This is a genomic window from Marinithermofilum abyssi, from assembly GCF_014641195.1.
Classification (GTDB): Bacteria; Bacillota; Bacilli; order Thermoactinomycetales; family DSM-45169; genus Marinithermofilum; species Marinithermofilum abyssi.
On record NZ_BMHQ01000009.1, the window covers coordinates 124,427 to 148,190 of the forward strand.

A 23,764-nucleotide genomic window follows, 5' to 3' on the forward strand; every position below is an offset into this window, starting at 1 on the left:
CCGCCACCTTCGTTTTCTCCCATTTCACCAGGTAACGAACCCCCTTCAGCCGATCACTGTGCTGCCCGTTCCCGGAAGCACCCTGATTCTGCTGTACTACCTCCATCCGATTTTGCAACAGCATCATAGCGGCGAACCTGCCCTGTTCGCCGGAACACCAACCGATCCCGCGGATAATTGCTCTGCAGCCGAAATCCGACAGGCGCTTGTATCCGTTTCCATACTTGGCTGCCCCTTCGCAACACGTACGTTGTCTGCCGCTTCTCCACTTGAACGGTCACCTCCACCTCCCGCAGTGTCGCCTCCCGTTGTGCCAAGCGGATGTCGCCCGCCAGCCCCTTCAGGAACATTTCCCGGTGCAACCGATCTCCCCATTGCACAAAAGCAGGCATGACGATCATCACCAACAACCCCGCCAGGGACAATGTGAGAGACAGTTCCACCAATGTCCAGCCGCCTTGGGTCCGCTTCACCCGGTTAGTCGCCATGGACCGAACATTTCACCCTTTTTTCCACCGGCGCGCTCTTTTGAATCGTATATGTCCCTTTGGCCGGACACACCGGAGTCGTACGCAGATATCCTCTGCGTTTCATCTGTTCCACACCGGTCGGATACTTCCCCATCTCCAGATAATAGTTGTCCGCCTGGGATCCGATCAGTTTCCGATTGGCGGCACAAGCCTTGGATTGGGCAGATTCACCGGCTGCTTTCAAGTTGGGCAGAGCAATGGCAATAATGACCCCAATGACAAACAAAACGACCAACATCTCGATCAAGGTAAATCCCCGCTGATCTCCCCATCGTTTCCATCCTCTCAATACGCTCTCCTCCTTAAAGGGCTCGAACCAGATTCAACATGGGCAAAAACATGGCAATCGCCGTCGCCGCCATCAATAATCCGATGAAAAAAATCAGGGCGGGCTCCAAACTTTTGGTCCACCTGTCCACTCGATCCCGGATACTGATCTCCGCTGTTTTGGCCATAGCCAACAGAGACTCGTCCACCCGTCCCGTTTCCTCCCCCAACGCGACCAACCGGGACAGTGCCGGCAGAAAACGATACCCTTCCGCTTCCAAACACCGATGAAAAGGTTCCCCCGTCAGCAACCGCCCCCGAATTCGATGGAGGCTGCGAGACAGTTGATGCCAGGGCGTCCATTGGCAAACCATATCCAGTGTCCGAAGCAAAGGGACCCCAGCCTTTAACAATGATCCGGTTTGCACACAAAAGTAGAGGGTGTAACGATACGCCAACAACCGACGAACCAGGGGAATTCGGCAACACATCGTATTCCAGCGATCTTTTTGCTCCGGGGGAAGGTTCCGGTAGATAAGAAACATCAAAGTGAATGAGAGCAAGATCCCTCCGCCGAAGAGAAAAGCCCATTGCAATCCCCCGTATAATGAAAGGAACATCTGCGTATAGAGGGGAAGCTCCAACCCCATGGAAGCGTACATATCGGCAAACCGCGGGATTACCGTCGTCACCAGAAAGAGAAAGGCACACCCCACCAAGATAAGCACCATCAACGGATATGTCAGTGCACGCTGCAGATCTCTCCCCCATTTCCCCCGGTCCCGATATACCCGCTCACATTGACGCAGCCCGAACACAAAGTCCCCGTGCTCCTCTGCCGCCTGGACAAAAGAGACGAACAACCGCGGAAACCCTTCCGCTTCCATCGCTTCAGCCAGCCCTTGCCCCTGATCCAAACGCCGAACCAGGTTCTCTGCCTCCCCCTTTCGCAACAACTGCTGTTCTCCCAGCAAGTGCAAACTGGGCAACAGGGGAAAACCGCTTTCCAGCAAAGCAGCCAAATGGCGGCTGATCGACTCCAACCGGTCGGCAGTCCAACGCCGGCGCCTAATCATGTACGTCGACCACCCGATGATATTCGGAAATGGTGGTCTGCCCCTTCATCGCTTTTTCCAGAATCACATCCTGCAACGAACGCATCCCCGCTTTTTTAAAGGAGTGGCGCAGACGGGCCAAGGTTGCCCGCTCCACAATCAAAGGCTGCAACTCTTCCTGCAGGTGAAGAACTTCAAAGGCACCGGTCCGGTTCCAGTACCCGATATGCCGGCATTCACCGCACCCCTTGCCGCGGCATTCCGAACAGATGAGACGAACCAGGCGCTGAGCCACCACGCCTACCACAGCAGAGGCGATCCGGTAGGGTTCGATCCCCATATCCAAAAAACGGGTGATCGCGCTGCAGGCATCCGCCGTATGCAGCGTTGTCAGCACCAAGTGACCGGTAAGCGCCGCCCGGATTGCGATATCCGCCGTTTCTCGATCTCTGATTTCTCCCACCATGATAATATTGGGATCCTGGCGCAAAACAGCCCGCAGCCCCTGGGCAAAAGTGAGGCCTGCTTTGCTGTTGATTTGGATTTGATTGACGCCTTTCAGCTGAAATTCCACCGGATCTTCCAGGGTGACCAAATTCAGTTCCTCCCGGTTCAATGCTTGCAGAATGGCGTATAACGTGGTGGTTTTTCCGGCGCCCGTGGGCCCCGTCACCATCAACAGTCCGCTGGGTTTGGCAATCAGCAGATCCAACCGCCGCTTCTCTTCTTCTCCCATGCCCAATTCGTGGAGGGACAACAGCTCAGGCCGGTTCCGCAACAGTCGCAGTACCAGCTTCTCACCATGCATGGTAGGCATGCTGGACACCCGGATATCCACTCGTTCTCCTTCGTGGGTAACCGTCATCGCCCCGTCCTGTGGCAACCGCTTTTCCCCTATATCCAAGTGACTCATCACTTTGAGACGGGAAATCACCGGGTGCATCTTATCCTTCGCCACCTTGTCCACCGAAATCAAAAATCCATCCACCCGCTGCCGGACCACCAATCCCTCCGACCGGGGTTCAAAATGAAGATCACTTGCTCTGGAACGGATCGCCTGCTCCAATGTAGACGTAATGTAACTGGCTGCATCCATCCTGTGTATCACCACCCCAAAAATGTTCAAATATGGAATACGTCGATGTATTTCGACAATTTTCTGCATATTCCTTCAATAAATAACAAAATTTTTTGTTTTTCCTAAGGACATATTTGGCCCATCTTTTTCCCATCACTTCTCCTCAACCTATTTCACATATCCACTTTTTTCGCATTACAAAAAGCGATCCACTGACTAGATCGCTTTGTCTTATGCAAAAGCCGTGACTACCAGTGTCAAAAGCGCTGTCCACCAAACGATTACCCCCGTCCATCCAAGGCCACGGACCCCGTCGATGTGAGAATGCTTCCCTAGAGGAACTGGTCCTTCATGAGGTTGAGAGCACTAGAGCCGACCTTCCACATTAAATCTCTTCCCGTGCCCGGATGGTCCGGATGAGTCCTTCACAGCCAGCCTCTACCAATCGATAGGTTTCTTCGAAGTCGCCTGTAAAATAGGGGTCCGGCACTTTGGTATAGTTGGGATCGCCGATAAAATCGGTTAGCCGGTAAAACCGGTTGTCCGTATGCCCAGCCAGCTGTTCGATGGAAGCCATGTTTCTATCTTCCATCACTACGATATAGTCGAACCGGGTCAGGTCTTCCTTTTTGACCTGCCGGGCTTTAATTCCTTCGTAAGAGATCCCTTGCCGGGCCAGAATGGCGCGTGTCCCGTGATGAGGGGGGGCCCCCACATGCCAATCCCCGGTACCAGCGGAGTCAACGTGAACCTTCTCCCCCAGACCCTGCCGACGGAGTTTGTGGCGTAGGACCGCCTCGGCCATCGGGGAGCGACAAATATTACCCAAACATACAAATAAAACCGATACCAACTCTTAACACCTCCTTATGGATTTTCCTATCTTAGACATACGATCGGTAATTCTTGCTTCGAGCAATGATTTTGCAATGTCTTAACCCTTTTTTGTCCGATTCTTTCCATGTGTGTGTCCGTTTGTTTTTTCGCCTGATGGAAACATAGTGATATCGATCCGTTGAATAAATCTTATATCCTTTCCTGACAAGCCTTTGTTGAAATATAATGTCCTCACCTAGCGTTCGCGCTGGAAACTTCACACGAGGAAACACATTTTTTTTAAATACAAACGTGCCTCCGCCTACATGATGGGTATATCGGTTTTGCATATGGGGTCGGTATACAGCGACCAGCTTTTTTCCTTCAAAATAGGTGGTATGTGCGTCTTTCCCTACCAATGAAGCGTTTGTAGTTTTTAAAGCATGCACTGCCTGCGTTAGATATTTGGGAGCATAGTAATCATCATCATCCAATTTTGCGATGATGGGATACCTGGCTTTTCTGATCCCGAAATTAAGACATACTCCCAGCGGGACCCCTGACTTTTTATAAACACGAACATTCTTAAATTTTTTCGCTATCTGCACCCATCTGCGAAGGCCCATGTTTTTTCGGTTTAAGATAATGATCAGCTCTTTTGGATTGAACGTTTGTCTGGCGTAGTTCCTGAAAATATTTTGTATTTGGTTGGGCCTTATCGTACAGGTGATCACCGAAACGCCTTTCATCTACATGAACTCCTTCTTAGCGTACGATTTGTAATCCTCGGTTCGGGCAATGATTGTACACTCTCTTAGCACTTTTTCATCCGTTCCTTTCCATGTGTGTGTCCGTTTGTTTTTTCGCCTGATAGAAACGTAGAAATATCGATCCGTTGAATAAATCTTATATCCTTTTTTGCGAAGCCTTTGTTGAAATAGGATGTCCTCACAAAGCGTTCGATTTGGAAACTTAACATATGGATACACATTTTTTTTGAATACCATGGTACCCCCGCCTAAATGGGGTCCGGGCTTTTTAATCTCATACAAAAATTTGCTTTCATGATGGGGTTTCCTGATAGCGAGTATTTTTATATTTTCAAAATAGGTGACAGTTGCCCCTTTCCCTACCATTGAAGCGTTCGTTGTTTTTAAAGCATGCACTGCCTGCGTTAAATATAGGGGAGCATAGTAATCATCATCATCAAATTTCGCGATGAAAGAGTACCTTGCTTTTCTGATCCCGAAATTGAGACATGCTCCCAATGTAGCCCCAGGCATTCGATAAACACGAACATTCTTAAATCTTTTTGCTACCCGCAGCCATTTGGAGAGGCTCATGTTTTTTCGATTTAAGATAATGATCAGCTCTTTTGGATTTAACGTTTGTCTGGCGTAGTTCCTGAAAATATTGTGTATTTGGTTAGGCCTCATGGTACAGGTGATCACCGAAACGCCTTTCATCTATTATTAACCCCTTCTACGATGTTAGTTAATGACTTCACACTTCTGCTTCCCAAGTGTTTGATTGATAATTTCATATGGATAGTTGTCGACAGGGAACTGTGCGTATCGGGAAGGGACAGTGCATGAATTGGATGCTCCGCCCGGCAGATTTAGATTCCCGATTGAATCGGCTGACCCGCTTCACTCCAAAAGACCTCCTCCCAATACCTTGTCATCCGGGTTCCCCATTGAACACACAACTCTGATGAATGAATAGGAATCTCTTTTGCCAGCTTTACTGCCAAGTAAGGCAGATTTACGCCGGCCGCTGTGCAATGTACAATGGTTCCTTGTATCCGGGGATTGATTTCAATGATTTTAGGTTGTGTGTCTTTATCCCTACATATTTGTACGCCGATATTCCCATGCAAACGAAGTTCTCTGACGATGCGCGAAGCATAAGCAATCACATCATCTTCTTTCACGATCGTGCTTTTAACGGAAATCCCGTTGACGATCGCTTCCCTCAACCTTGGAATAGCAATGATGACTTCCCCGTCTCTGGCCAATAGATCGATACTGTATTCTTCACCGGGAAGATATTCCATGACAATCGTCTCCGGAATTACCGAGCAATCGCTTAAAATACGAAAAAGCTCGTGATCACTGATATACGCGGAATTGGGTTTTTCATTGAAGAGCGGATCCAAACGATTTTTTCGCGTATCGAGAATGCGAAATCCCCTGCTGCCATCAGAAACCACTGGTTTAAAACATACCGGGTGATCAGGGTATCCCAAATCATGCAGCGCTTTACGTAATCCTTCCACTGTATTGACAATCACAGATCGGGGAGTAGGAATCCCTTTCTTCTTTAGGGTGTGGATTAAGGTTCCTTTGTTAATCACTTGCATCAAACGATTGTATTCGGAAACGGAAACTACGGTCCCAATCTCCTTGAAACGGTGGAAATTCTTTGCAAACCGGGGCAACTCCTTGGATACCAAAGGAAGAATGACCTCCACGTTTTCAGCTGAACATAAACGGATAAGTTTTGGGACAAAGTCCGGATCCGTGGCCTCAGGGCCTATGAAAAATTTGTCAACCATAACCTGGCCGACCGCATGGGGATTCATATCAATCCCTATGATACGAAAATCATATTCCTTGACTGCCCGCAGAGATTTTATCACTCCCGGAGCGCCTGGGGAACCGACTCCCGTCAGGAGAACCGTCATTGGTTTTAGCATTGGCAATCTCCCCCTAGATTTGGCTTATAGTACATAATAGAAAAATATCTGATTGATGATTGTACTCTAGTTAATTTGGTTGATTAACCAGGGCATTTCCAACACACCATACTCTGGTATTCGCAATAAATTATTGTAATAGAAGGAAGGTGAAAATATGGGGGCAATCCAATACAACCAACAAAAGGTGCTTATTTTAGCTCCTCATGCAGATGATGAAATCATTGGGTGTGGGGGGGTGATTCAAAAATATTTAAAGAGTAATAGTTTGGTCCGGATCGTTATTGCGTCGTTCGTTAAAGGGAAAAGCCAAAAGTATAATACAGAAACCAATAAGTATGTAATCTATGATGGCAATGTTCGTTTAAAAGAATTGAACCAATCACATGCCATATTGGGGATTAAGGATTACGGTTTTTTATATACAGATGATAAAACCGAACAGTATCACAGTCGGTTGGATGTTATTCCTAGAATTGAATTATCATCCAAGATAGAGCAAGAAATTGAAAGATTTCATCCCACTGTCATTTATATCCCCAGCAAAACAAAACATCAGGATCATACCGCCCTTCATCAAGCTGCCTTGACGGCAACCCGACCCTATTATTGGAACGGTTCGGTTATTGTTTATGAAACGGACGGAGAGATTGGTTTCCAACCTCATCTGTACATCCCGCTGAGTTCAGAGGAAGCAGAAAAAAAAGCAAAGGCACTAAATGTATATAAAACTCAATTGGGAACCAAGCGCCATCCCATCAATCCGGAGTCTCTACTGATCAAAGCGAAGTTCAGGGGACAGTGGATTTACAGTGATTATGCTGAAGCATTCCAAATTATTAGGCTGCATGGATAACCCCAATGATACTGAAAGATTTGAGCCTTAAGGGGTTAGTGGTGGAGGAGCAGCCGCGTGTTCCTCGAGACATATGCTTATGTCACCAAACGGCTATTCCAGCTCTTTAGCAGAGGGTTTGGTCTACGTCAGGCATATTTATCGTGCCCGGCGAAACTCCACCACGGTCGCGATGTCCCCCCGATAGGGAACCAGCAGGAATCCTTTTTAAGTGCGTCCTTTCCTTGAAGAGTGGATTTGGTAATAGAGTCTGGCGTACTGACGGGCGGTATGATCCCATGAAAAAAAGCGCTCAGCGATAAGGCGGCCATTTCTGCCCAGCCGCTCACTCAAAGCCGGGTTCTCCGAAAGATGCAGGATGGCGGCGGTTAACTCATGTTTCAATCGAGAGGGTTTGATCAGGATGCCGTTCACTCCTGTTTTTACCGTTTCCCGAATGCCGCCGATGGCGGTGGAGATGACGGGCTGGCCCGAAGCCATCGCCTCCAAATTCACCAATCCCAAAGCTTCCTTTCCGATTGAGGGAGTGACAACCAGGTCCGCCAATGCGTAATACTGGGGCATCTTCGTCGGATGGATGGTTCCGGCAAACCGGACATGCGGGTGGATCGACCGCGCCATCTGTTTCAATTTCCTCACATACCGCGTTTCCCTGTTTGAACCATATCGGCTCCCGCCGACCACCATGCAGAGAATCCGCGGATTCTTTTTTACCACTTGGATCATGGATTCTAGCAACAGGTGAACGCCCTTGATCGGAATCAGTCGGCCCGGAAACAGAACCACAGTCCGACCCGTTACACCGAAGCGGGAACGGAGACGGTAGCGAATGCGTTTTCCCTGCTGGCTCCAACGGGATATATAATCTCCTGTGTCCACCCCCAGATGAACGGGGCGGACGGGGGTGGACGTTCTGTAACGGGACAAGAGGAGGGACCGGAGATAACGGCTGTTGGTCAGGATGTGATCGGCGCTATTCAAACAGTTCCGTGGGTTCCGACCTCCCAACGCGCGGGGATGCAAAAACAATAGGGAATGCATACAAAGCACAACGGGGCAAGGCAACCTTTTTTTGAGAAGAGGGACGAACGCAGGCCGGTTCTCCACCTGGACGATGTCATGGGGAAACTTATTCAGATACCGAATGCAGGAATCAAGATAACTTCTTTGCGAGGTGTTTTCCATCCGGATGTACGTGACACGATTCCTTGTCTCCTTGTCTTTCAACCCGGGAAAACGTTTGCCTAGTACCGTTACGTTCCAGTGTGCAGGCAGTCTGCCAGCGATATTCGTGATCGCCGTTTCCACTGAACTGCCGCCATATTGAATCGGGACGGGGAAACTTCCCGGACTGATGAAAGCGATCCGCATACAGTCGTCTCCTCTCCCTGGGAATTTCCTTTATTCTATGTGGCGACAAATCGGTTGTTCACACCGGCGGATTCCCCAATTTAACGGCTATTCTCCTTTTTTTGGACGGAAGTCCAGGCATCCTCCCTCCCTAGTAATATAATTGAGTATCAATTTGGTTTGATGGAGAGAGGGTACTGGAATGAACTGTTCAAACAACGTGGGAATTTTGTTGTCTTCACAACACTTACACCGCATTCGCGCCGGTTTTGCCACGCATGAACGGGCGAAACTGTATTTTCAGTTTGGGAAGCGGCTAGGGTTGCAGCCCGTCCTTTTTGACCTCGGAGGTCTTGACCTGACGAACCGCCGGATCAGAGGGTATGTCTGGCATCCGACTTTCCGGAGTTATATTCCTGTTCACCGTCCCCTTCCCCCTGTCGTGCACAACCGTATGCTGGGGTATTCGCCGAAGCTGACCCGTCTGTCGCAGAAGATGCGGAAGCGGTTGTTTAACCCACCGGTCCGACGCAATAAAGTGTTCATTCATCGATTACTGTCTCGAAATACGACGGTTCGGACCCATCTGCCAGCTATGATACCATTGAGGGAAACCACGAAAGCGGTCGCGTGGATCAATAAGTACCCTGTGGTTTTTATCAAGCCCGTAATCGGCTCACTGGGTCAGAACATCATCAGGGTCGAAAACATGGGGAAAGGATCCTTCCTGGTTCATCCATATAAAGGCAAGAGAACCCGGATGTCCGCCTCCGGATTGGCCCGATACCTAGGAACCCTCAAACAACGACGCTACTATCTGGTTCAGCAGGGTATTCCGCTAGCCCGTTTCAACGGGGCTCCTTTTGATTTTCGGGTTTCTGTACAGAAAGGGCGCTTCGGAAGATGGGAAATCAGCGGGATCGCGGCGAAAGTGGCCAGGGGACAAAGGCATATGACTAACATAGCCCAAAACGGGAAAGCGATGAGGGCCCGGACCGTGCTCAACCATTGCTTCACTAAGCAACGAATCCAAGCTATCCTCAATCGGATTTCCCACCTCTCCATAGCAACCTGCAAAGAGTTGGAGAAAACCTGGCCCGCGTTTGCTGATGCCGGGTTAGACGTCGGAATCGATAAAAAGGGGCGCCCCTGGTTGATTGAAGTGAATTTCCGTGATTTACGTATCATTTTCCCATTAGCCGGTGATAAAAATATGTTTCAAAGGACCTATCTCAATCCCCTTCTTTATGCTGCCTTCCTCTGTACAAAACAGCGCGATTAACACCAAACAGGAAGACCTACTGCCCATTGAAGATCCATTCTGAGCACTTTCATAGCCTTCGCTGCTTTCTAGCAGCATGAGGTTATCAGGAGAACCTTTAAAACTCCCGTCGTTCGTCTAGTAAATGTAGTACTCTTGGAGATTGACAAAGTGACGTGCCAGCCATCTTCACTTAAACATGGATGAATACTAGAGACTATGGGGAATCGCAAGTTGGGCTTAAATCCTCCCATGAGCAGTTATTTCATTTCTTTGACTAATGCGGGTACCATGGATACTGCCATGGTAAGTTCACTTCCATGCTCTCCCGTTAACCATGCAACGACTTCGACTGACGCCAACCCGGGTGAAGTGTGTGTTTTACAGGTCTTTCGCCCTACCTATGTAGGACGCACGCTTTTTCTTTTTTTATTCGTTTGCAACTACTTGCAAGTTTTTGCTGGCCCTAAATACCGGGACGTTGTTTCGCATGGTTGCGGGCTGTTCGTGCTGCTCGCTCCCGAGCCTCAAAGTTTCCAAACCCAGCCAGGCCACTTTTTCTCCTTTTTCAGTACCTCCGAAATGGTTTCCAACAGAACATTAACAAGTTGACCCGACGGTTTTCGCTTTTCCCATTTCCTTTGCACACGTTCAATCATTAGAACCCCTTCTTATCCCTTTCGATCATCCCTTATTCGATGTAAAATGGTGAGGATGACCACACATAGGGGGAGCTGCTTATGGAGCGAGTACAACTGACAGATGAACTTTCTTTTTCCCGCATCATTCACGGCATGTGGCGGTTGGCAGATTGGAAGTACTCCGAACAGGAACTTTTACAACTCATCGAAGACTGCCTGGAAATGGGCATCACAACCTTTGATCACGCGGATATCTATGGGGATTACACATGTGAGCAGATCTTCGGCAAAGCCCTCTCCCTAAAGCCTGAATGGCGGGACCGGATGCAGCTGGTGACCAAATGCGGCATCAAGCCGTTGTCGGAGAAACATCCGAATACATACATCAAGCATTATGACACCAGTAAGGAACACATTCTGACCGCAGTCGATCAGTCCCTGTCCAACCTGGTAACCGACCGGATCGATGTATTGCTTATTCATCGTCCCGACCCCTTCATGGACCCTGAAGCAGTAGCGGAAGCGTTTACGCTGTTGCGCCAAGCGGGCAAAGTCCTTCATTTCGGCGTCTCTAACTTTACTCCTGTTCAAGTGGATATGTTGAGCTCCTACCTGGACTTCCCGCTGGTTACCAACCAGATCGAAGTCAATGTGATGAACCTGGAGCATTTTGACAACGGCAATATTGAAAAATGCTGGGAAAAGCGGCTCCGCCCCATGATTTGGTCCCCGTTGGCCGGCGGCCGAATCTTCCATTCCGAAGATCCCAAAGCCGGCCGTTTGCGCAATACCTTGGAGCAAATCGCCGATGATCTGGGAGCAGACGGCATCGATCAGGTAATGTATGCCTGGCTGTTGCAACATCCATTGAAAATGATGCCGATTGTTGGTTCCGGCAAAACCGAGCGGATTCGCCGGGCGGTGAAAGCGTTGGAGCTCCCGCTCACCCGTCAGCAATGGTTTGAAATCTGGACCTGTGCCGTCGGACACGATGTACCCTGAGGAACCCGATGATCCGCACCGAAGCGAAAGGTCCGCCCCTTAGCAACTTTCTACTCCCCAGGAGCGAAAGAGCCATCGTGGAGTCAGCCATAACGGGAGCAAAACGTTGAAGGCCTGACGTGTGCCCCCGGGTGCTAATGCCCGCAGGAGCACACAAGGCTTTTTCTTTTGCCCCACTCGGCACCGCAACCACAGGGCATTGATTCATCGCTTATTATCGGTGCTTTTTTCCTTTTTGTTTGATGTATCCATCGGCTGCATTTGCGGCATAGTAATGGATGTCAAAAGGTTGATGGGGAGTAGCCAAGTGGTAAGGCAACGGACTTTGACTCCGTGATGCGCAGGTTCGAACCCTGCCTCCCCAGCCAAAATGGAAATGAAAACCTTGGAATTAAACCCAAGGTTTTTCATGTTTTTTTCACTCGACGCCACCAACTGCATCCTTTAAGATAGATTAATGTGGGTCAAGTAGATTGGTGGTGAGATCTATGCAATGGATGATGTGGTTTTGGATGATCCTGTTGGCCGCGGTAGCGATCATTTGGTTTATCGCCCGGCGCAACACGTTCAAGCCCCTCATCAAGCGGGTACAATTGGAACTGAGCCATCCGTTGAGCGCCGACGGCTTACGGATCCTTCACTTATCTGACCTTCATATGGAGAAATTGTCGATTACACCGGAAGCCTTGTTGGCTCAAGTCAAAGATGAACCCATCGACCTGATCGCTCTGACAGGAGATTATTTGGATACCAAGCGGATGATCAACCGCTTTTTGAAATATATCGAAGCACTGCAGACGCTGAAGCCCCGATACGGCATGTACGCCGTCTTCGGCAACCACGACTATGTGATCGCAGATTCCCTGCCCTATTTGAAAAAAGAGATGGAAAAGCGGGGTTGCACTGTCCTGATTAATGAACATGTACAAATTCAACTGGGACATCAAACCCTCAACATTATCGGCATTGATGATCACTTTACCAAACGAAGTGACATCGACAAAGCTTATGAAGGAGTGGGGGAAGGGATCAACCTCGTTCTGACACATGATCCCAACATCGTGTTGGAAATGGACGGTCACCACTTTGATTACCTGTTGTCCGGACATTTCCACGGAGGTCAGATCCACTGGCCCAAGCCCTATCACTTGAAAAAAATGGGTAAACTACCCCAACTCAATATTATCAGCGGGTTGCACTATCATCAGAATCGCGCTTTTTACATCAGCGACGGACTGGGGCAAACCGGTGTCAAGCTCCGGCTGCGCTCCCGTCCGGAAATCACCTTCCACAACATCGGTAACCCGATGTAATCGGAAAACCCGGTCAGCTATTCGCTGCCCGGTACAGCTCTTCTGCCCAAACAGGAACCTTTGGGGACAACAAACCGATGGGACCGCAAGTTACAAAAAAATATCGCACCTTGCAGACACCGGTCACATCGAATGTCCAGAGGAAACAACGGGCAGAAGAGCTTTTTTTGTTGGACAAAGCCTTGTCAATGGTTTAGCTGCTTCAATATACAAGCAGCCCCATCCAGAGCCGAACGTGGACGACCCAACTGACGGGCTCTCTCCTTCATCCCGTCCCAGCGCTCGGGGGATTGTACCAGGGGATAAATGTGGCGCGGAATGTTGATCGGTTGATCTTGGCGAAGGGCCACCCGTTGGGAGGTTAAAAAGCGGCTGTTTCGTTCCTCCTGCCCGGGAATGGGGCGACAGATCAGCAGAGGCAATCCCATAGCCAACGCTTCCGAGGTGGTCAATCCTCCGGCCTTGGAGATCAATAAGTCGGCTGCTTGCATCAGATCGGCAATCCCGTCAACATATCCGAACAGATGAAGTCGATCCGCATCGGGAAAACGATGTTGCAATCGTTGACGCAACCCTTCATTCTTCCCGGTTACCACGGCCAATTGCACATCCGGCATCTGTGTCAAAAAGGTCTGGATACAGGACTCCATGGGGCCCATTCCGCCTCCTCCACCCATCATCAGTACTGTGAAGGCATCGGTATTTAACCGGAGTTGCTCTCTTAATACTCGTTTTTCCGGACGCTTTTTGGCGAAGTCCGGATCGATGGGAATACCGGTTGGGAAAATCCGATCGGCGGGTATTTTGTAAGTATACCTTAATTTTTCAGCCACTTTTTCATGGGCAACCAAGTAAAAATCGACATCCGGATGCACCCAAAAGCCATTGACGTCAAAATCGGTAATCGCTGCGCCCAGCCGAAATGAAGACGAAAGACGTTTTTTAATCCGTGCCAATGCCCCGACACATAATGCATGAGTACAAACCACTATTTCAGGAACTTCACAGGAAAACAGTCCCTCCAATTTAGCCGACAGAATCTTGGCCCATCTATCACGGAAGGCCTGGCTGAATTCCTCTTCTTTGCTGTAAGCAGCTCCCCACAAGGAGGGAGCATATTGCAGCGTATTCAAATACACCGTACGTGTCAGACTCTCCAGCGAACGACTAAATACAGGCAATCCGCTGCGAATCTGTACACGTACATCCGGTGCCGCATGAGCAAGGCCTTTGGCTAACGCCCTGGCGGCCTGCTGGTGTCCGTTCCCACCAATGGTTTCAGTCATAATCCATATTTGTGCCATTACCATTCACCGTCTGATATCGTTGGAGTAATTGTTCCTTAGAGATATATACCCGTTTAGGAGTAAGATGATGCCCCTGCAGCCGAAGGCGCTGCCATCCTTTGGGATGACAACAATAAACAATCACCTTGAAAAATTGGGTTTTGAAGCGGGCATACCATGAGTCGGGCAAATCAGCCAACTGAAAGCCAAAACGCTCTGCACCCCGATGCAAAAAGGTGGTTCCCACAAGAGCCTGAATCTCTCCGACACGAGGATGCCGAGCGACATAATCAGCAAGAGCGGGAACCGATTGACGCACCAGGTTTAAGATAATTAAGGCCCATTTGGTTTCGGAAGACTGGGGATCTTTTCGAACGGTTTCCTCTAAAATACGGGCGATGCGATAATTGTGCAAATGCAACTTGGCGTAGAGGTCCCCTTTTTTTAACAGGACTCCCTCGATGCCAGGCAAGGGTTCGCCGGAATATCGCTTAACGACCACCCGAAACAGATTCCCGCTCTGTTTGTCCACGTATTGCAACCGGCTGAGCCGGTAATAAATGCGGTCCCAAATCCCCCAGGCGGTTAACAGTCCGGTGGACATTTGCGGCTTCCTCCCATTCGATGGATCAAAGTACAATGTTAGTATTTGTCCCTTCGGGAACGGACATACTCCGCTGTAAAAGGAAAAAGCCCGCCTGCAACGGAGCAGACGGGCTTTTGCTATTTGTTTTAAGCGGAAGCTTGATGATGTTTCCACCATTTCCCGATCAGTATAACGACTACAGCAAACAGAATCGGCGCTCCCCAAATGATGCCGCTCCACCATTGGGTAAGCGGCCCGTGAATCCACGGGTCTTCCACCAGTAACTGACCTGCGGTATAACCCAAAATTCCCGCTCCGACATAGGTAAGCCAGGGCAAGGTATTCATCAGAGTTGCAACCACCTTGCTTCCCCACATCAGGATCGGAATGCTCAAAGCCAAACCAAAGAGCACCAGGAAGAAATCCCCGTGTGCAGCCCCTGCCACGGCAAGCACATTATCCAGACTCATCACCACATCGGCAATGATGATGGTTTTCACAGCAGCCTTCAACCCCTGACCCACATCCAGGTCGTCTTCTACTTCATCCTCTTCCAGCAACAATTTGACCGCAATCCACAACAACAGCACGCCGCCAAAAGCTTTCAAAAGAGGGACTTGCAACAACCACACGGCAATCAGCGTCAATGCCACACGCAACAGCACCGCCGCTGCCGTTCCCAATATGATCGCTTTTTTGCGCTGCTCCTCGGGCAGCTTCCGGGAAGCCATACCGATGACTACGGCATTGTCTCCGCTCAAGACCAAATCCAAAACAATAATATTAAAAAAACCAATCCAAAAATGCATATCCATGAACACTTCTCCTCCTTTCACCACAAGGGACTTGTTTTAACCATTACCTATCTACGTTAACATAGAAACATCGATAGGAGCAGGTCTGAATCCTAGAGGAAAAAGGAGGGAAAATGGTGCCAGCTCTCAGCTTGAGCTGGTTGATGGCTTCGGACCGCGATTTTCTAATACATGACGGATGACCCGGTAATTCAGATTGGGAACGATTTGCATGGAATAGGGAACCTCCACACGCTCCCACTGCTTGTGGGCATCCATGCCGTAAGGACCGATATTGACTACGGGTACATCCAATGCGCGGATCGCTTCCAGATCCATCTTGTGTTTGGTGCCCAGAGCCGGCATATTCCGTTCGTACGCCTGAATTCCTTCTTCATCATCGCTGATGGCAACAAAGCTCATATCGGAAATATAGGGGAAAAATTTACGCACTTGGATCGGTTGGTCATAGTAGGGCTGCACTTCGTCCACAGCCCGGTTGACAGCTTCGATCAGCCGCAAATCCCGATCTTCTCCTTCATTCAGCACAATCCGTGGGATATAAATGGAGGAATAGAATAGGATAATGGCCGGACTCTTATCCTCCGCCCAGCTCCACATCTCTTCCACCATGCGGCAGGAAAAAAGGCGCAAATCCAATTCTTCCTCATTCAACAAATTCATGGCAAAATGGCGCATCCCGTTTTCAAACTCCGCACCATGCGCCTTTTTGCACTCCTGAAAAAACTCCTCATAAGTATACACCCTCGGTTCAAACTCTTCCGGCTGGTATGGATCTCCGCTCAGTTCACAATACTGTCGATACCGGGCCTGAAATTTGGTGTGTGCCTGTTCAAAGGCACGGACAGCCACCTCTTTTAACCGTTCCAGCACATCTTTGGGGGACCAGCTGTATACGAAGAAATTGTAATAAACAAAAGCAGCCAATGATGTTTGTACATCGTACTTCATTTTTAGATCGGTTTGTTTCAAGGAAACCGGCGGCAGGGTCACCTCTCCGAACATCTCGTCACAAAAGTCGGGGTTGTAATCCAGCCGGGCCGTCAATTCCGCCGCAATCAGGTTGGGATCAAATCCTTCAAATGCCTGCCCCACATGGGTTTCCTTACCTGCGATAAAAAAGGAAGGCAACAGCTTCCCCACCGTTCCCAGATAGACATACCGATGAGGATCCCCTTCATACCGCGGTGCTGTATAATCGGTATTGATCGCGGCTACATACGTTAAATTCTGTTGTTGGGCCCAATATTGAAAATCCTTCAGCGCCGACAAGATCCCATGGGAATTGTCTTCTTCATCGCATTCCACCAGAAGCACCACATTCCCCTTCAATTCTTCAGGATGTTCGGCAAAATGACGAATCAAGGCCATATTACAGGCAACACCGCTTTTCATATCGACAGAGCCTCTTCCGCACAGCCACTCCCCCTGCTCCAAATCCCGCCGCACCTGCGTTTTGACCTTGCTGTTTTTCCAGCGCTCCATCAGTTCGTCTGGAGAAAAAGCCCATGGTTTCCACTTCCCGTAGTCCTCGATTCCGACGGTATCCAGGTGACCCATCAAAATGACGGTTTCTTCATGGTTCCCATCTTCCCCCTTTACCAAAGCCAACACATTATACCGCTCTTTTTCGTCCCCCTCGGTCTGACTTAAGCGCAGATGGGAAGGGTGTTTCTGGAAGTAAGGGATCTGTTGCAGATAATCATAAATCGTATAAGCAATATCCCGCTCTCCGACCGTTCCCACGATACTGGGATGTTGAACCAGCATTTTGGTCAACTCCAATACTTCCTCCCGAAAGTTTAGCATCCAATCTCCCCCTCTTTTTTATCTATTCTGACTCTTTCGCTAAAAAAGCAACGAGAACGTGATGGTTCTCGCACTCTTCACATCGCTACCCCTTAAAAATAGGAAAACTCTTCTTCCTGTTTTTCATCGGGACGAAGATCCAGCACTTCCGTCTCCTCTACGGCTTTTTGCACCAAAGCGTCGACATCCAGCTTCGCTTCCATCTCTTCCGTCACCTTCAGATCCGGCCGGGTTTTGGGGGCTTTGGGCAAAAAAACGGTACAGCAATCTTCATAGGGCAAGATCGATGTTTCATAGGTGCCGATCTTTTTGGAGATCGTCATAATTTCCTGTTTATCCATCCCCACCAACGGCCGCAATATGGGGTAGCTGGTCACTGCATTGATGACATTCATACTCTCCAGGGTCTGGCTGGCCACCTGTCCCAAGCTCTCGCCGGTTACCAAAGCCAATGCTTGGTTGTTGCGGGCGATCTGCTCGGCGATCCGCAACATGAAACGACGCATCACCGTAATGGAATAAGAAGATTGGACATGCTTGCGAATCTCGGTCTGAATCTCCGTAAACTGCACCACGTGAAGGCGGATTCTCCCGCCAAACCGGGTCAAGATCCGGGCCAGATCCACCACTTTTTCCTTGGCGCGTTCACTGGTGTACGGGTAGCTGTGAAAATGAACCGCTTCCAGCACCCCGCCCCGTTTCAGCGCCAGATAACCGGCAACAGGGCTGTCGATCCCGCCGGACAACAGCAGCATCACCTTGCCGCTGCTTCCCACAGGCAAACCGCCGGGACCCGGCAGATTGGCACCATAGAGATACGTATATTTCCCCCGGACCTCTACCTTTAAGGTTAATTCCGGCCGATGGACATCCACGCGAAGATCCTCCGTATTGCGCAATACATGCCCGCCGATCAGGTGGTTCAGTTCCTGGGAAGTGTGAGGGAAGCTTTTATCCGATCGCTTGGCGGCCACTTTAAACGTCCGGGGGCGGGGATCCAAATCCTGCACCAGTTCCACAGCCGCTTGCCGTATGCTCTCCAACTCCGAGGGAACCTGTTTGGCCAGGCTGATGCCCACGATACCGAATACTTCCGTCAAAGCCCGGAGGACGGGTTCACTTTCCCGTCCCCCTAGTTCGACAAAGATGCGGCCGAAGGTTTTCTTCACTTTAACGCCGGCAAAAGGCTTCAGTTTTTGCCGGATATTCTCCAATAAACGATTCTCAAAGTCCGACCGGTTTTTCCCTTTTAACGCCAATTCACCGTACCGAATCAAAATCAAATCGTATTTCATGATCCATGCACCTTCATCACTTGTTGTAATTGGGGAATAACCCGAAGCAATGCATCTGTGCACGCTTCAACGTCCGACTGTGTCGTATCCAGACCCATGCTGATCCGAATCGCCCCGACGGCCTCCTCATCCGACAAACCCATGGCCTTTAGAACGCGGCTGGGTTTCTCTCCTTTGGAAGAGCAGGCGGACTTGCTCGAGACAAACACTCCTTCTTCCTCTAGAGCATGAACGATCACTTCCGATTTGAGCCCCGGAAAAGCCAGACTCAAAATGTGCGGGGCGCATCCCTCCCGGCTGAGATCTCCGTTGACCATCATTCCGCTCAGTTTGGACTGGAGTTTTTGAAGCATCTCCATTTTCCATTGATACAGCCGGGGAGCGTGTTGTTTTCCTTTTTCTGCCGCCAGCAGCGCTGCCTTTGCAAAGGCGGCAATCCCCGGGACATTTTGGGTGCCGGAACGATACCCTTCTTCCTGACCACCGCCCACCAACAGCGGCATCAATTGCAACCCTTCCCGGATATAGAGACAGCCCACCCCTTTGGGGCCGTGAAACTTATGGCCGGACAGGGACAGCAAGTCGATCCCCCATTCCTTTGGACGGAGAGGAATCTTGCCAAAGGATTGGACCGCATCCACATGGAACAGCACCTTGGGATACGCTTGAAGCAGGGATCCGATGGCTTGAACCGGCTGTACGGTACCCACTTCGTTGTTCACATGCATCACAGACACCAACACCGTTTCCGAGGTAAGCGCCTTTTCCACATCTTCCGGCCGGACGCGCCCTTGCACATCCACCGGGAGGAAGGTCACTTTCCAGCCCAGCTCCTGCAACTGACGGCACACTTCATAGACCGAAGCATGTTCCACCTCAGTGGTAATCAAATGGCGTCCCCGGTTTTGGTACTGAAAAGCTGCTCCCTTGATGGCGGCGTTGTTGGACTCGGTTCCGCCGGAGGTGAAAACAATCCCCTTGGGCGAAACCCCGAGGGTTTTTGCCACTGCTTCCCGCGCTTGTTTCACCAGTCGTTCGGCTTTTCCACCCAGCCCATGCAGGGAGGAGGGGTTGCCATAGATGTTTTCCATCACATCGGAAAGGACCCGAATCACTTCCGGATCGGGCCGCGTCGTCGCACTGTTATCCAGGTATACCATCATCTGTCCATCCTTTGCCTTTCAAATTCCGTTCACAAAATCCTTCTGCCATCATACCACACCCGGTACAATGAATAAAAGCGTTCACTACTATTATCTCCGAAAGCCCGAGGATCTTTCCCTTGAAAAAAGCGCCCACATGGGGCGCTAGCGTGAGGTGGATCGGCGCACTTCCAATTGAGAAGGCAGCACGATCTCCTTGGAGTTTCTTCGCTTTTCCGGATGCTCCAACACATCGATCAGCAATTCCATCGCTTCCACCCCCAGCTCATAGGAGAGAATGCGAACACTAGACAAGGGCGGATGTGTATAGGTCATCAACGGGGTATCGTTAAACCCGATGATCCCCAGTTCATCCGGGATGGAAATACGATATTCCTGGGCAAAACGCAAGGCTCCCAGGGCAAACAAATCATCGGCAGCCAAGACCGCATCAAAGGGAATGCCTTGTTCCCGCATCCGGGACAAAGCCTGGAACCCTTCCTCCTCGGAAAACTCCACCGAGGCGATATGATCCTTACTTACTGGGATACCAGAGTCCATCAACGCTTGTTGATACCCTTTTAAACGGTCTTCACTTACTACTAGCTCGCTCGGCCCGCTGATAAAGGCGATTTGCCTGTATCCCTGCTTCAACAAATGCATGGCGGCTTGATAGGAAGCCTGAATATTGTCATTGTTCACCGACAATACCGGCCGAGATGCACTGCGCCCGATAACGACAAAAGCTACCTCTTCATCGACTAAAGCTTCGATCAAAGGGTCTTCTATTCGGGATGTAGAGACGATGAGACCATCCACCCGGCGCTCCCGAAGCAACTGTAAACATTTGTCCCGCTCTTCCCGTTCATCCATGCTGATCGACAACAAGATATTATAATCTCGTTTCTGGGCAACCGAAGACATCCCCCGAAGGACTTCTGAAAAAAAAGGATTGGAAAAGGCCTGATCCGCTCGCCGGGCCAATGTAAAGCCCACCGTACGGGTATGGCTTCGGGCCAAGCTGCGGGCGATGGCATTGGGGACGTAATCCAACCGTTCCATGGCCCGCCGCACCCGCTCTTTAGTCTTTAAGCTGATCCGATCGCTTCCCGCGATCACTCGAGAAACCGTGGAGGGAGACACGCCGGCCGCTCTGGCAACATCTTTAATCGTGGCCATATCTCTTTCTCCTTTGACTGTTGATTGCACTGTGCAGATGCAACCGTTTTCATTTGAAATTATACGGGATTTGTCGGCAAATGAACACAAGCGAAGTCGAACAAAAACCCCCCGGAAGCGAAATGTGGGATATAATAGAACCGTTGCGGATCATCCAATCGAGGAGGTGAAACCATATGGACAACAAACGGGATCGGATTCGTTTGACACAACTCTCCGCCAAAGCCGGGTGAGGGTGCAAAATCGGTCCTGAGGACCTGGCGCAGGTTCTGCGTCACTTACCCCAACAAGAAACCGGTCCAGATGTACTGGTAGGTTTATCGGAGCCGGATGATGCCGGTGTCGTCCGCATCAACGAGGATGTGGCTCTAGTTCAAACCGTTGACTTTTTCACTCCGGTGGTGGATGACCCGTATGCTTTCGGCCAAATCGCAGCGGCCAACAGCCTGAGTGATGTGTACGCCATGGGTGCCACTCCCATCACCGCTCTCAATCTGGTAGGCTTTTCTGTCAGCAAGCTGGACCCGACTCTTCTGGCGGAAATTTTAAAAGGCGCTGCCGACAAAGCAGCCGAAGCCGGAGCCCATATCATCGGCGGTCACTCCATCGATGATCCGGAGCCCAAATTCGGCATGGCCGTTACCGGTAAAGTCCATCCCCTTCAGGTATGGCGAAAAAGGGGGGCCCAACCTGGAGATCGCCTGATCCTGACCAAACCAATCGGGGTGGGCATTCATACCACAGGAATCAAACGGGACCAGGTAACATCGGCTGAAGTCGCTCGGGTGACCGAAGTGATGGCCTGCCTAAACCGAACTGCCGCGGAAACACTGCAGAGATATTCCGTTCATGCTTGCACAGATGTGACCGGCTTCGGTTTGCTCGGTCATGCCTTGGAAATGAGCAAAGCCAGCTGTGTCGGCTTGGAAGTGGACGCTTCCGCCGTCCCCGTGTTGTCGCGCACCCGTGAATTGGCTGAAAAGGGGGTCGTCCCCGGAGGGACCAAGGCCAATGCCCGCTGGCTCGCGAAATGCCTCACTTACGAAGCCCACGTGGACGAAATCACCCGCATCATTTTGTGCGATGCAGTCACCTCCGGTGGTCTGCTGGCAAGCCTGCCGGAAATAGAAGCAGAAGCCGCACTGGAAGATCTGCATCAACAAGGGGTGAACGATGCCCGCATCATCGGTACCGTCACCCGGGAGCATCCGGGCTCTATCCATATCATTTGAAAAAAGAAACATCCAAAGGACCCCCGGGAATCACGGGGGTCCCCTTTTGAACTTTTTTGCTTCTCTTTTCCCGATCCGCTATGATGAAAAAAATTTGATTGGAAAGGTCTGAGTTGCCATGCCCACAGACAAACAACAACAGGCACTCCGACAACTGCCCGCCGTACATACCATCCTTCACCATGCTGATCTGGCTTCCTACAAGGAGAAATTGCCGCCGGAGTGGGTTTCTCAAACCATTTCCGATATATTGAGCCTGGAACGGAAAGCCATTTTGGAAGAGCCCGCCCCTTCGCCGCGGCCGGCTGAAGCCATCCTGTCCCGAGTGAGAATGCGCCTGGATCTGCTGACTTCCTCCCGGTTGCGTCCGGTGATTAACGCAACGGGAATCGTGTTGCATACCAACCTGGGCCGGGCGGTATTGAGCGACGCTGCGACGCATGCCGTCGAACAGACGGCCCGCTCCTACAGCAACCTGGAATATAACCTGCATACCCGGGAGAGAGGTTCCCGGCATGAACACGTGGAAGAACTTCTCTGTCGCCTGACTGGTGCAGAAGCCGCCATGGTCGTCAACAATAACGCCGCGGCTGTGTTTTTGGTGTTGCGCACTTTGGCTCGTGACCGTGAAGTGATCGTTTCCCGGGGCCAACTGGTGGAAATCGGTGGCTCCTTTCGCGTATCGGAAATCATGCGGGAAAGCGGGTCCCGGTTGGTGGAGGTCGGCACGACAAACAAAACGCGCTCCAGCGATGTAGCGAAAGCGATCACGCCGGAGACGGTCATGTTGATGAAAGTTCATACCAGCAACTTCAAAGTGATCGGATTCACCCAGGAAGTCCCCCGTGAAGAGTTGGTCCGCCTGGCGCGGGAACACGGATTGATCTGCTACGAAGATTTGGGCTCGGGGGTGTTATATGATCTCAAAACCCACGGCATCGGCGATGAGCCGACTGTCCAGGAATGCGTTCAGGCAGGAGTGGACGTATTGAGCTTTAGCGGCGACAAATTGTTGGGAGGACCGCAAGCCGGGATTATCGCGGGAAAAAAAGAGTGGATTTCCCGCTTGAAAAAAAACCAGTTGGCACGTGCCCTGCGAGTGGACAAATTTACATTAGCCGGATTGGAAGCCACCTTGCGCCATTATTTGCACCCGAAGGAGGCCGCCGAAAAGATTCCGACACTGCGCAACATCCTGCGAAAACCGGAAGAAATCTTTCGCCGTGCCGAGGAGCTGTACGGGTATATGAGGGAAAAAGTGCCCGCTGACGTTGAAATGGAGATCCTTCCCTCCACTTCTCATGTCGGCGGCGGTTCCCTTCCCGATGTGGAGCTGCCTACCCATTGCCTTGCCATCACCAGTTCCACTTTCTCCCCTGCTGAACTGGACCGCCGTCTTCATCAGGGAGCCATCCCTGTCATCGGACGGATCTCCAAAGACCGGCTGTTGTTGGATCTGCGAACAGTGGAGCCCCAGGAATTGAGACAGATCCCGCAATTGTTCCAGGATGTGTTTCCTTGATAGGCATCTGCCGCCTTAGAGAAAAAGGACT

At 50.5% G+C, this 23,764-nt stretch carries 22 protein-coding genes and 1 tRNA gene; 7 read left to right on the plus strand and 16 right to left on the minus strand.

The features are described from left to right. Positions 1 to 53 precede the first annotated feature (53 nt). The 8 genes from IEW70_RS13085 to IEW70_RS13120 all read right to left on the minus strand — a co-directional run bounded on the left by IEW70_RS13085 (position 54) and on the right by IEW70_RS13120 (position 6,444). Positions 54 to 488, minus strand: coding sequence for a pilus assembly FimT family protein (locus tag IEW70_RS13085; protein ID WP_188648367.1), 435 nt, complete (start codon positions 486 to 488; stop codon positions 54 to 56). Then, complete coding sequence (locus IEW70_RS13090) at positions 478 to 819, minus strand: competence type IV pilus major pilin ComGC (protein ID WP_188648368.1); 342 nt, start codon at positions 817 to 819, stop codon at positions 478 to 480. Before IEW70_RS13090 ends, IEW70_RS13085 begins: the two co-directional genes overlap by 11 nt. Positions 820 to 832: 13 nt before the next feature. Then, positions 833 to 1,873 carry a type II secretion system F family protein gene (locus IEW70_RS13095; RefSeq protein ID WP_188648369.1) on the minus strand — a complete coding sequence of 347 codons (1,041 nt, stop codon included), beginning with the start codon at positions 1,871 to 1,873 and terminating at the stop codon, positions 833 to 835. Further along, complete coding sequence (locus IEW70_RS13100) at positions 1,866 to 2,948, minus strand: GspE/PulE family protein (RefSeq protein ID WP_188648370.1); 1,083 nt, start codon at positions 2,946 to 2,948, stop codon at positions 1,866 to 1,868. Before IEW70_RS13100 ends, IEW70_RS13095 begins: the two co-directional genes overlap by 8 nt. Positions 2,949 to 3,315: 367 nt before the next feature. After that, the gene (locus IEW70_RS13105) at positions 3,316 to 3,783 is read right to left on the minus strand and encodes a low molecular weight protein-tyrosine-phosphatase (RefSeq protein WP_188648371.1); all 468 of its coding nucleotides are present in this window, start codon (positions 3,781 to 3,783) and stop codon (positions 3,316 to 3,318) included. Between the two features lie 31 nt (positions 3,784 to 3,814). Beyond that, positions 3,815 to 4,495 (minus strand): glycosyltransferase family 2 protein, encoded by a 681-nt coding sequence (locus IEW70_RS13110; protein ID WP_188648372.1) that lies wholly within the window; start codon positions 4,493 to 4,495, stop codon positions 3,815 to 3,817. Next, a complete protein-coding gene (locus IEW70_RS13115; RefSeq protein WP_188648373.1) occupies positions 4,496 to 5,212 on the minus strand; it encodes a glycosyltransferase family 2 protein in 717 nt (238 codons plus the stop codon). 152 nt (positions 5,213 to 5,364) lie between these two features. Further along, positions 5,365 to 6,444, minus strand: a complete 1,080-nt coding sequence (locus IEW70_RS13120) for an ATP-grasp domain-containing protein (protein WP_188648374.1) — start codon at positions 6,442 to 6,444, stop codon at positions 5,365 to 5,367. A gap of 157 nt (positions 6,445 to 6,601) precedes the next feature. Here IEW70_RS13120 and IEW70_RS13125 point away from each other — a divergent pair, with 157 nt between their 5' ends. Continuing rightward, complete coding sequence (locus IEW70_RS13125) at positions 6,602 to 7,300, plus strand: PIG-L deacetylase family protein (protein WP_188648375.1); 699 nt, start codon at positions 6,602 to 6,604, stop codon at positions 7,298 to 7,300. Between the two features lie 207 nt (positions 7,301 to 7,507). On the opposite strand, the gene IEW70_RS13130 is transcribed toward IEW70_RS13125, so the two are convergent. Continuing rightward, positions 7,508 to 8,671: a glycosyltransferase family 4 protein gene (locus tag IEW70_RS13130; RefSeq protein WP_188648376.1), complete on the minus strand. Its 1,164-nt coding sequence runs from the start codon at positions 8,669 to 8,671 to the stop codon at positions 7,508 to 7,510. Between the two features lie 181 nt (positions 8,672 to 8,852). Between IEW70_RS13130 and IEW70_RS13135 the strand changes: the two genes are divergently transcribed. The 4 genes from IEW70_RS13135 to IEW70_RS13150 all read left to right on the plus strand — a co-directional run bounded on the left by IEW70_RS13135 (position 8,853) and on the right by IEW70_RS13150 (position 12,867). Further along, positions 8,853 to 9,932, plus strand: a complete 1,080-nt coding sequence (locus tag IEW70_RS13135) for a YheC/YheD family endospore coat-associated protein (RefSeq protein WP_188648377.1) — start codon at positions 8,853 to 8,855, stop codon at positions 9,930 to 9,932. A gap of 719 nt (positions 9,933 to 10,651) precedes the next feature. Further along, on the plus strand, positions 10,652 to 11,554 hold the full coding sequence (locus tag IEW70_RS13140) for an aldo/keto reductase (RefSeq protein WP_188648378.1): 903 nt from the start codon (positions 10,652 to 10,654) through the stop codon (positions 11,552 to 11,554). Positions 11,555 to 11,847: 293 nt separating this feature from the next. Continuing rightward, positions 11,848 to 11,922 (plus strand) — tRNA-Gln (locus IEW70_RS13145). Positions 11,923 to 12,042: 120 nt separating this feature from the next. After that, complete coding sequence (locus IEW70_RS13150) at positions 12,043 to 12,867, plus strand: metallophosphoesterase (protein WP_373285972.1); 825 nt, start codon at positions 12,043 to 12,045, stop codon at positions 12,865 to 12,867. A gap of 185 nt (positions 12,868 to 13,052) precedes the next feature. On the opposite strand, the gene IEW70_RS13155 is transcribed toward IEW70_RS13150, so the two are convergent. From IEW70_RS13155 to IEW70_RS13185, 7 genes are all read right to left on the minus strand, one after another. Beyond that, positions 13,053 to 14,171 (minus strand): MGDG synthase family glycosyltransferase, encoded by a 1,119-nt coding sequence (locus IEW70_RS13155; protein ID WP_188648379.1) that lies wholly within the window; start codon positions 14,169 to 14,171, stop codon positions 13,053 to 13,055. After that, complete coding sequence (locus IEW70_RS13160) at positions 14,146 to 14,757, minus strand: YkoP family protein (RefSeq protein ID WP_188648380.1); 612 nt, start codon at positions 14,755 to 14,757, stop codon at positions 14,146 to 14,148. Before IEW70_RS13160 ends, IEW70_RS13155 begins: the two co-directional genes overlap by 26 nt. A gap of 128 nt (positions 14,758 to 14,885) precedes the next feature. Then, entirely contained in the window at positions 14,886 to 15,554 is a 669-nt protein-coding gene (locus tag IEW70_RS13165) for a TerC family protein (protein WP_188648381.1), read from the minus strand. 126 nt (positions 15,555 to 15,680) lie between these two features. Next, positions 15,681 to 17,363, minus strand: coding sequence for a M20/M25/M40 family metallo-hydrolase (locus tag IEW70_RS13170; protein ID WP_188648382.1), 1,683 nt, complete (start codon positions 17,361 to 17,363; stop codon positions 15,681 to 15,683). Positions 17,364 to 17,455: 92 nt separating this feature from the next. Continuing rightward, positions 17,456 to 18,658: a tRNA uracil 4-sulfurtransferase ThiI gene (gene thiI / locus IEW70_RS13175; protein WP_188648383.1), complete on the minus strand. Its 1,203-nt coding sequence runs from the start codon at positions 18,656 to 18,658 to the stop codon at positions 17,456 to 17,458. Then, positions 18,655 to 19,818, minus strand: coding sequence for a cysteine desulfurase family protein (locus IEW70_RS13180; RefSeq protein WP_188648384.1), 1,164 nt, complete (start codon positions 19,816 to 19,818; stop codon positions 18,655 to 18,657). The genes thiI and IEW70_RS13180 overlap by 4 nt, the downstream gene beginning before the upstream one ends. Positions 19,819 to 19,965: 147 nt before the next feature. Continuing rightward, the gene (locus IEW70_RS13185; RefSeq protein ID WP_188648385.1) at positions 19,966 to 20,979 is read right to left on the minus strand and encodes a LacI family DNA-binding transcriptional regulator; all 1,014 of its coding nucleotides are present in this window, start codon (positions 20,977 to 20,979) and stop codon (positions 19,966 to 19,968) included. 176 nt (positions 20,980 to 21,155) lie between these two features. On the opposite strand from IEW70_RS13185, the gene selD reads away from it, so the two are divergent. Together selD and selA are read left to right on the plus strand one after the other, a co-directional pair. Further along, complete coding sequence (gene selD / locus IEW70_RS13190) at positions 21,156 to 22,211, plus strand: selenide, water dikinase SelD (protein WP_188648386.1); 1,056 nt, start codon at positions 21,156 to 21,158, stop codon at positions 22,209 to 22,211. Positions 22,212 to 22,329: 118 nt separating this feature from the next. Next, positions 22,330 to 23,733 (plus strand): L-seryl-tRNA(Sec) selenium transferase, encoded by a 1,404-nt coding sequence (gene selA, locus IEW70_RS13195; protein WP_188648387.1) that lies wholly within the window; start codon positions 22,330 to 22,332, stop codon positions 23,731 to 23,733. The last annotated feature ends 31 nt before the right edge of the window (positions 23,734 to 23,764 follow it).

What these genes read in the sequence shown, in the direction of transcription:
- IEW70_RS13085 (WP_188648367.1), bottom strand. Translation starts at nt 488, where the DNA reads ATGGCGACTAACCGGGTGAAGCGGACCCAAGGCGGCTGGACATTGGTG.
- IEW70_RS13095 (WP_188648369.1), bottom strand. Translation starts at nt 1,873, where the DNA reads ATGATTAGGCGCCGGCGTTGGACTGCCGACCGGTTGGAGTCGATCAGC.
- IEW70_RS13100 (WP_188648370.1), bottom strand. Translation starts at nt 2,948, where the DNA reads ATGGATGCAGCCAGTTACATTACGTCTACATTGGAGCAGGCGATCCGT.
- IEW70_RS13110 (WP_188648372.1), bottom strand. Translation starts at nt 4,495, where the DNA reads ATGAAAGGCGTTTCGGTGATCACCTGTACGATAAGGCCCAACCAAATA.
- IEW70_RS13115 (WP_188648373.1), bottom strand. Translation starts at nt 5,212, where the DNA reads ATGAAAGGCGTTTCGGTGATCACCTGTACCATGAGGCCTAACCAAATA.
- IEW70_RS13120 (WP_188648374.1), bottom strand. Translation starts at nt 6,444, where the DNA reads ATGCTAAAACCAATGACGGTTCTCCTGACGGGAGTCGGTTCCCCAGGC.
- IEW70_RS13125 (WP_188648375.1), top strand. Translation starts at nt 6,602, where the DNA reads ATGGGGGCAATCCAATACAACCAACAAAAGGTGCTTATTTTAGCTCCT.
- IEW70_RS13130 (WP_188648376.1), bottom strand. Translation starts at nt 8,671, where the DNA reads ATGCGGATCGCTTTCATCAGTCCGGGAAGTTTCCCCGTCCCGATTCAA.
- IEW70_RS13135 (WP_188648377.1), top strand. Translation starts at nt 8,853, where the DNA reads ATGAACTGTTCAAACAACGTGGGAATTTTGTTGTCTTCACAACACTTA.
- IEW70_RS13140 (WP_188648378.1), top strand. Translation starts at nt 10,652, where the DNA reads ATGGAGCGAGTACAACTGACAGATGAACTTTCTTTTTCCCGCATCATT.
- IEW70_RS13150 (WP_373285972.1), top strand. Translation starts at nt 12,043, where the DNA reads ATGCAATGGATGATGTGGTTTTGGATGATCCTGTTGGCCGCGGTAGCG.
- IEW70_RS13155 (WP_188648379.1), bottom strand. Translation starts at nt 14,171, where the DNA reads ATGGCACAAATATGGATTATGACTGAAACCATTGGTGGGAACGGACAC.
- IEW70_RS13160 (WP_188648380.1), bottom strand. Translation starts at nt 14,757, where the DNA reads ATGTCCACCGGACTGTTAACCGCCTGGGGGATTTGGGACCGCATTTAT.
- IEW70_RS13165 (WP_188648381.1), bottom strand. Translation starts at nt 15,554, where the DNA reads ATGGATATGCATTTTTGGATTGGTTTTTTTAATATTATTGTTTTGGAT.
- IEW70_RS13170 (WP_188648382.1), bottom strand. Translation starts at nt 17,363, where the DNA reads ATGCTAAACTTTCGGGAGGAAGTATTGGAGTTGACCAAAATGCTGGTT.
- thiI (WP_188648383.1), bottom strand. Translation starts at nt 18,658, where the DNA reads ATGAAATACGATTTGATTTTGATTCGGTACGGTGAATTGGCGTTAAAA.
- IEW70_RS13180 (WP_188648384.1), bottom strand. Translation starts at nt 19,818, where the DNA reads ATGGTATACCTGGATAACAGTGCGACGACGCGGCCCGATCCGGAAGTG.
- IEW70_RS13185 (WP_188648385.1), bottom strand. Translation starts at nt 20,979, where the DNA reads ATGGCCACGATTAAAGATGTTGCCAGAGCGGCCGGCGTGTCTCCCTCC.
- selA (WP_188648387.1), top strand. Translation starts at nt 22,330, where the DNA reads ATGCCCACAGACAAACAACAACAGGCACTCCGACAACTGCCCGCCGTA.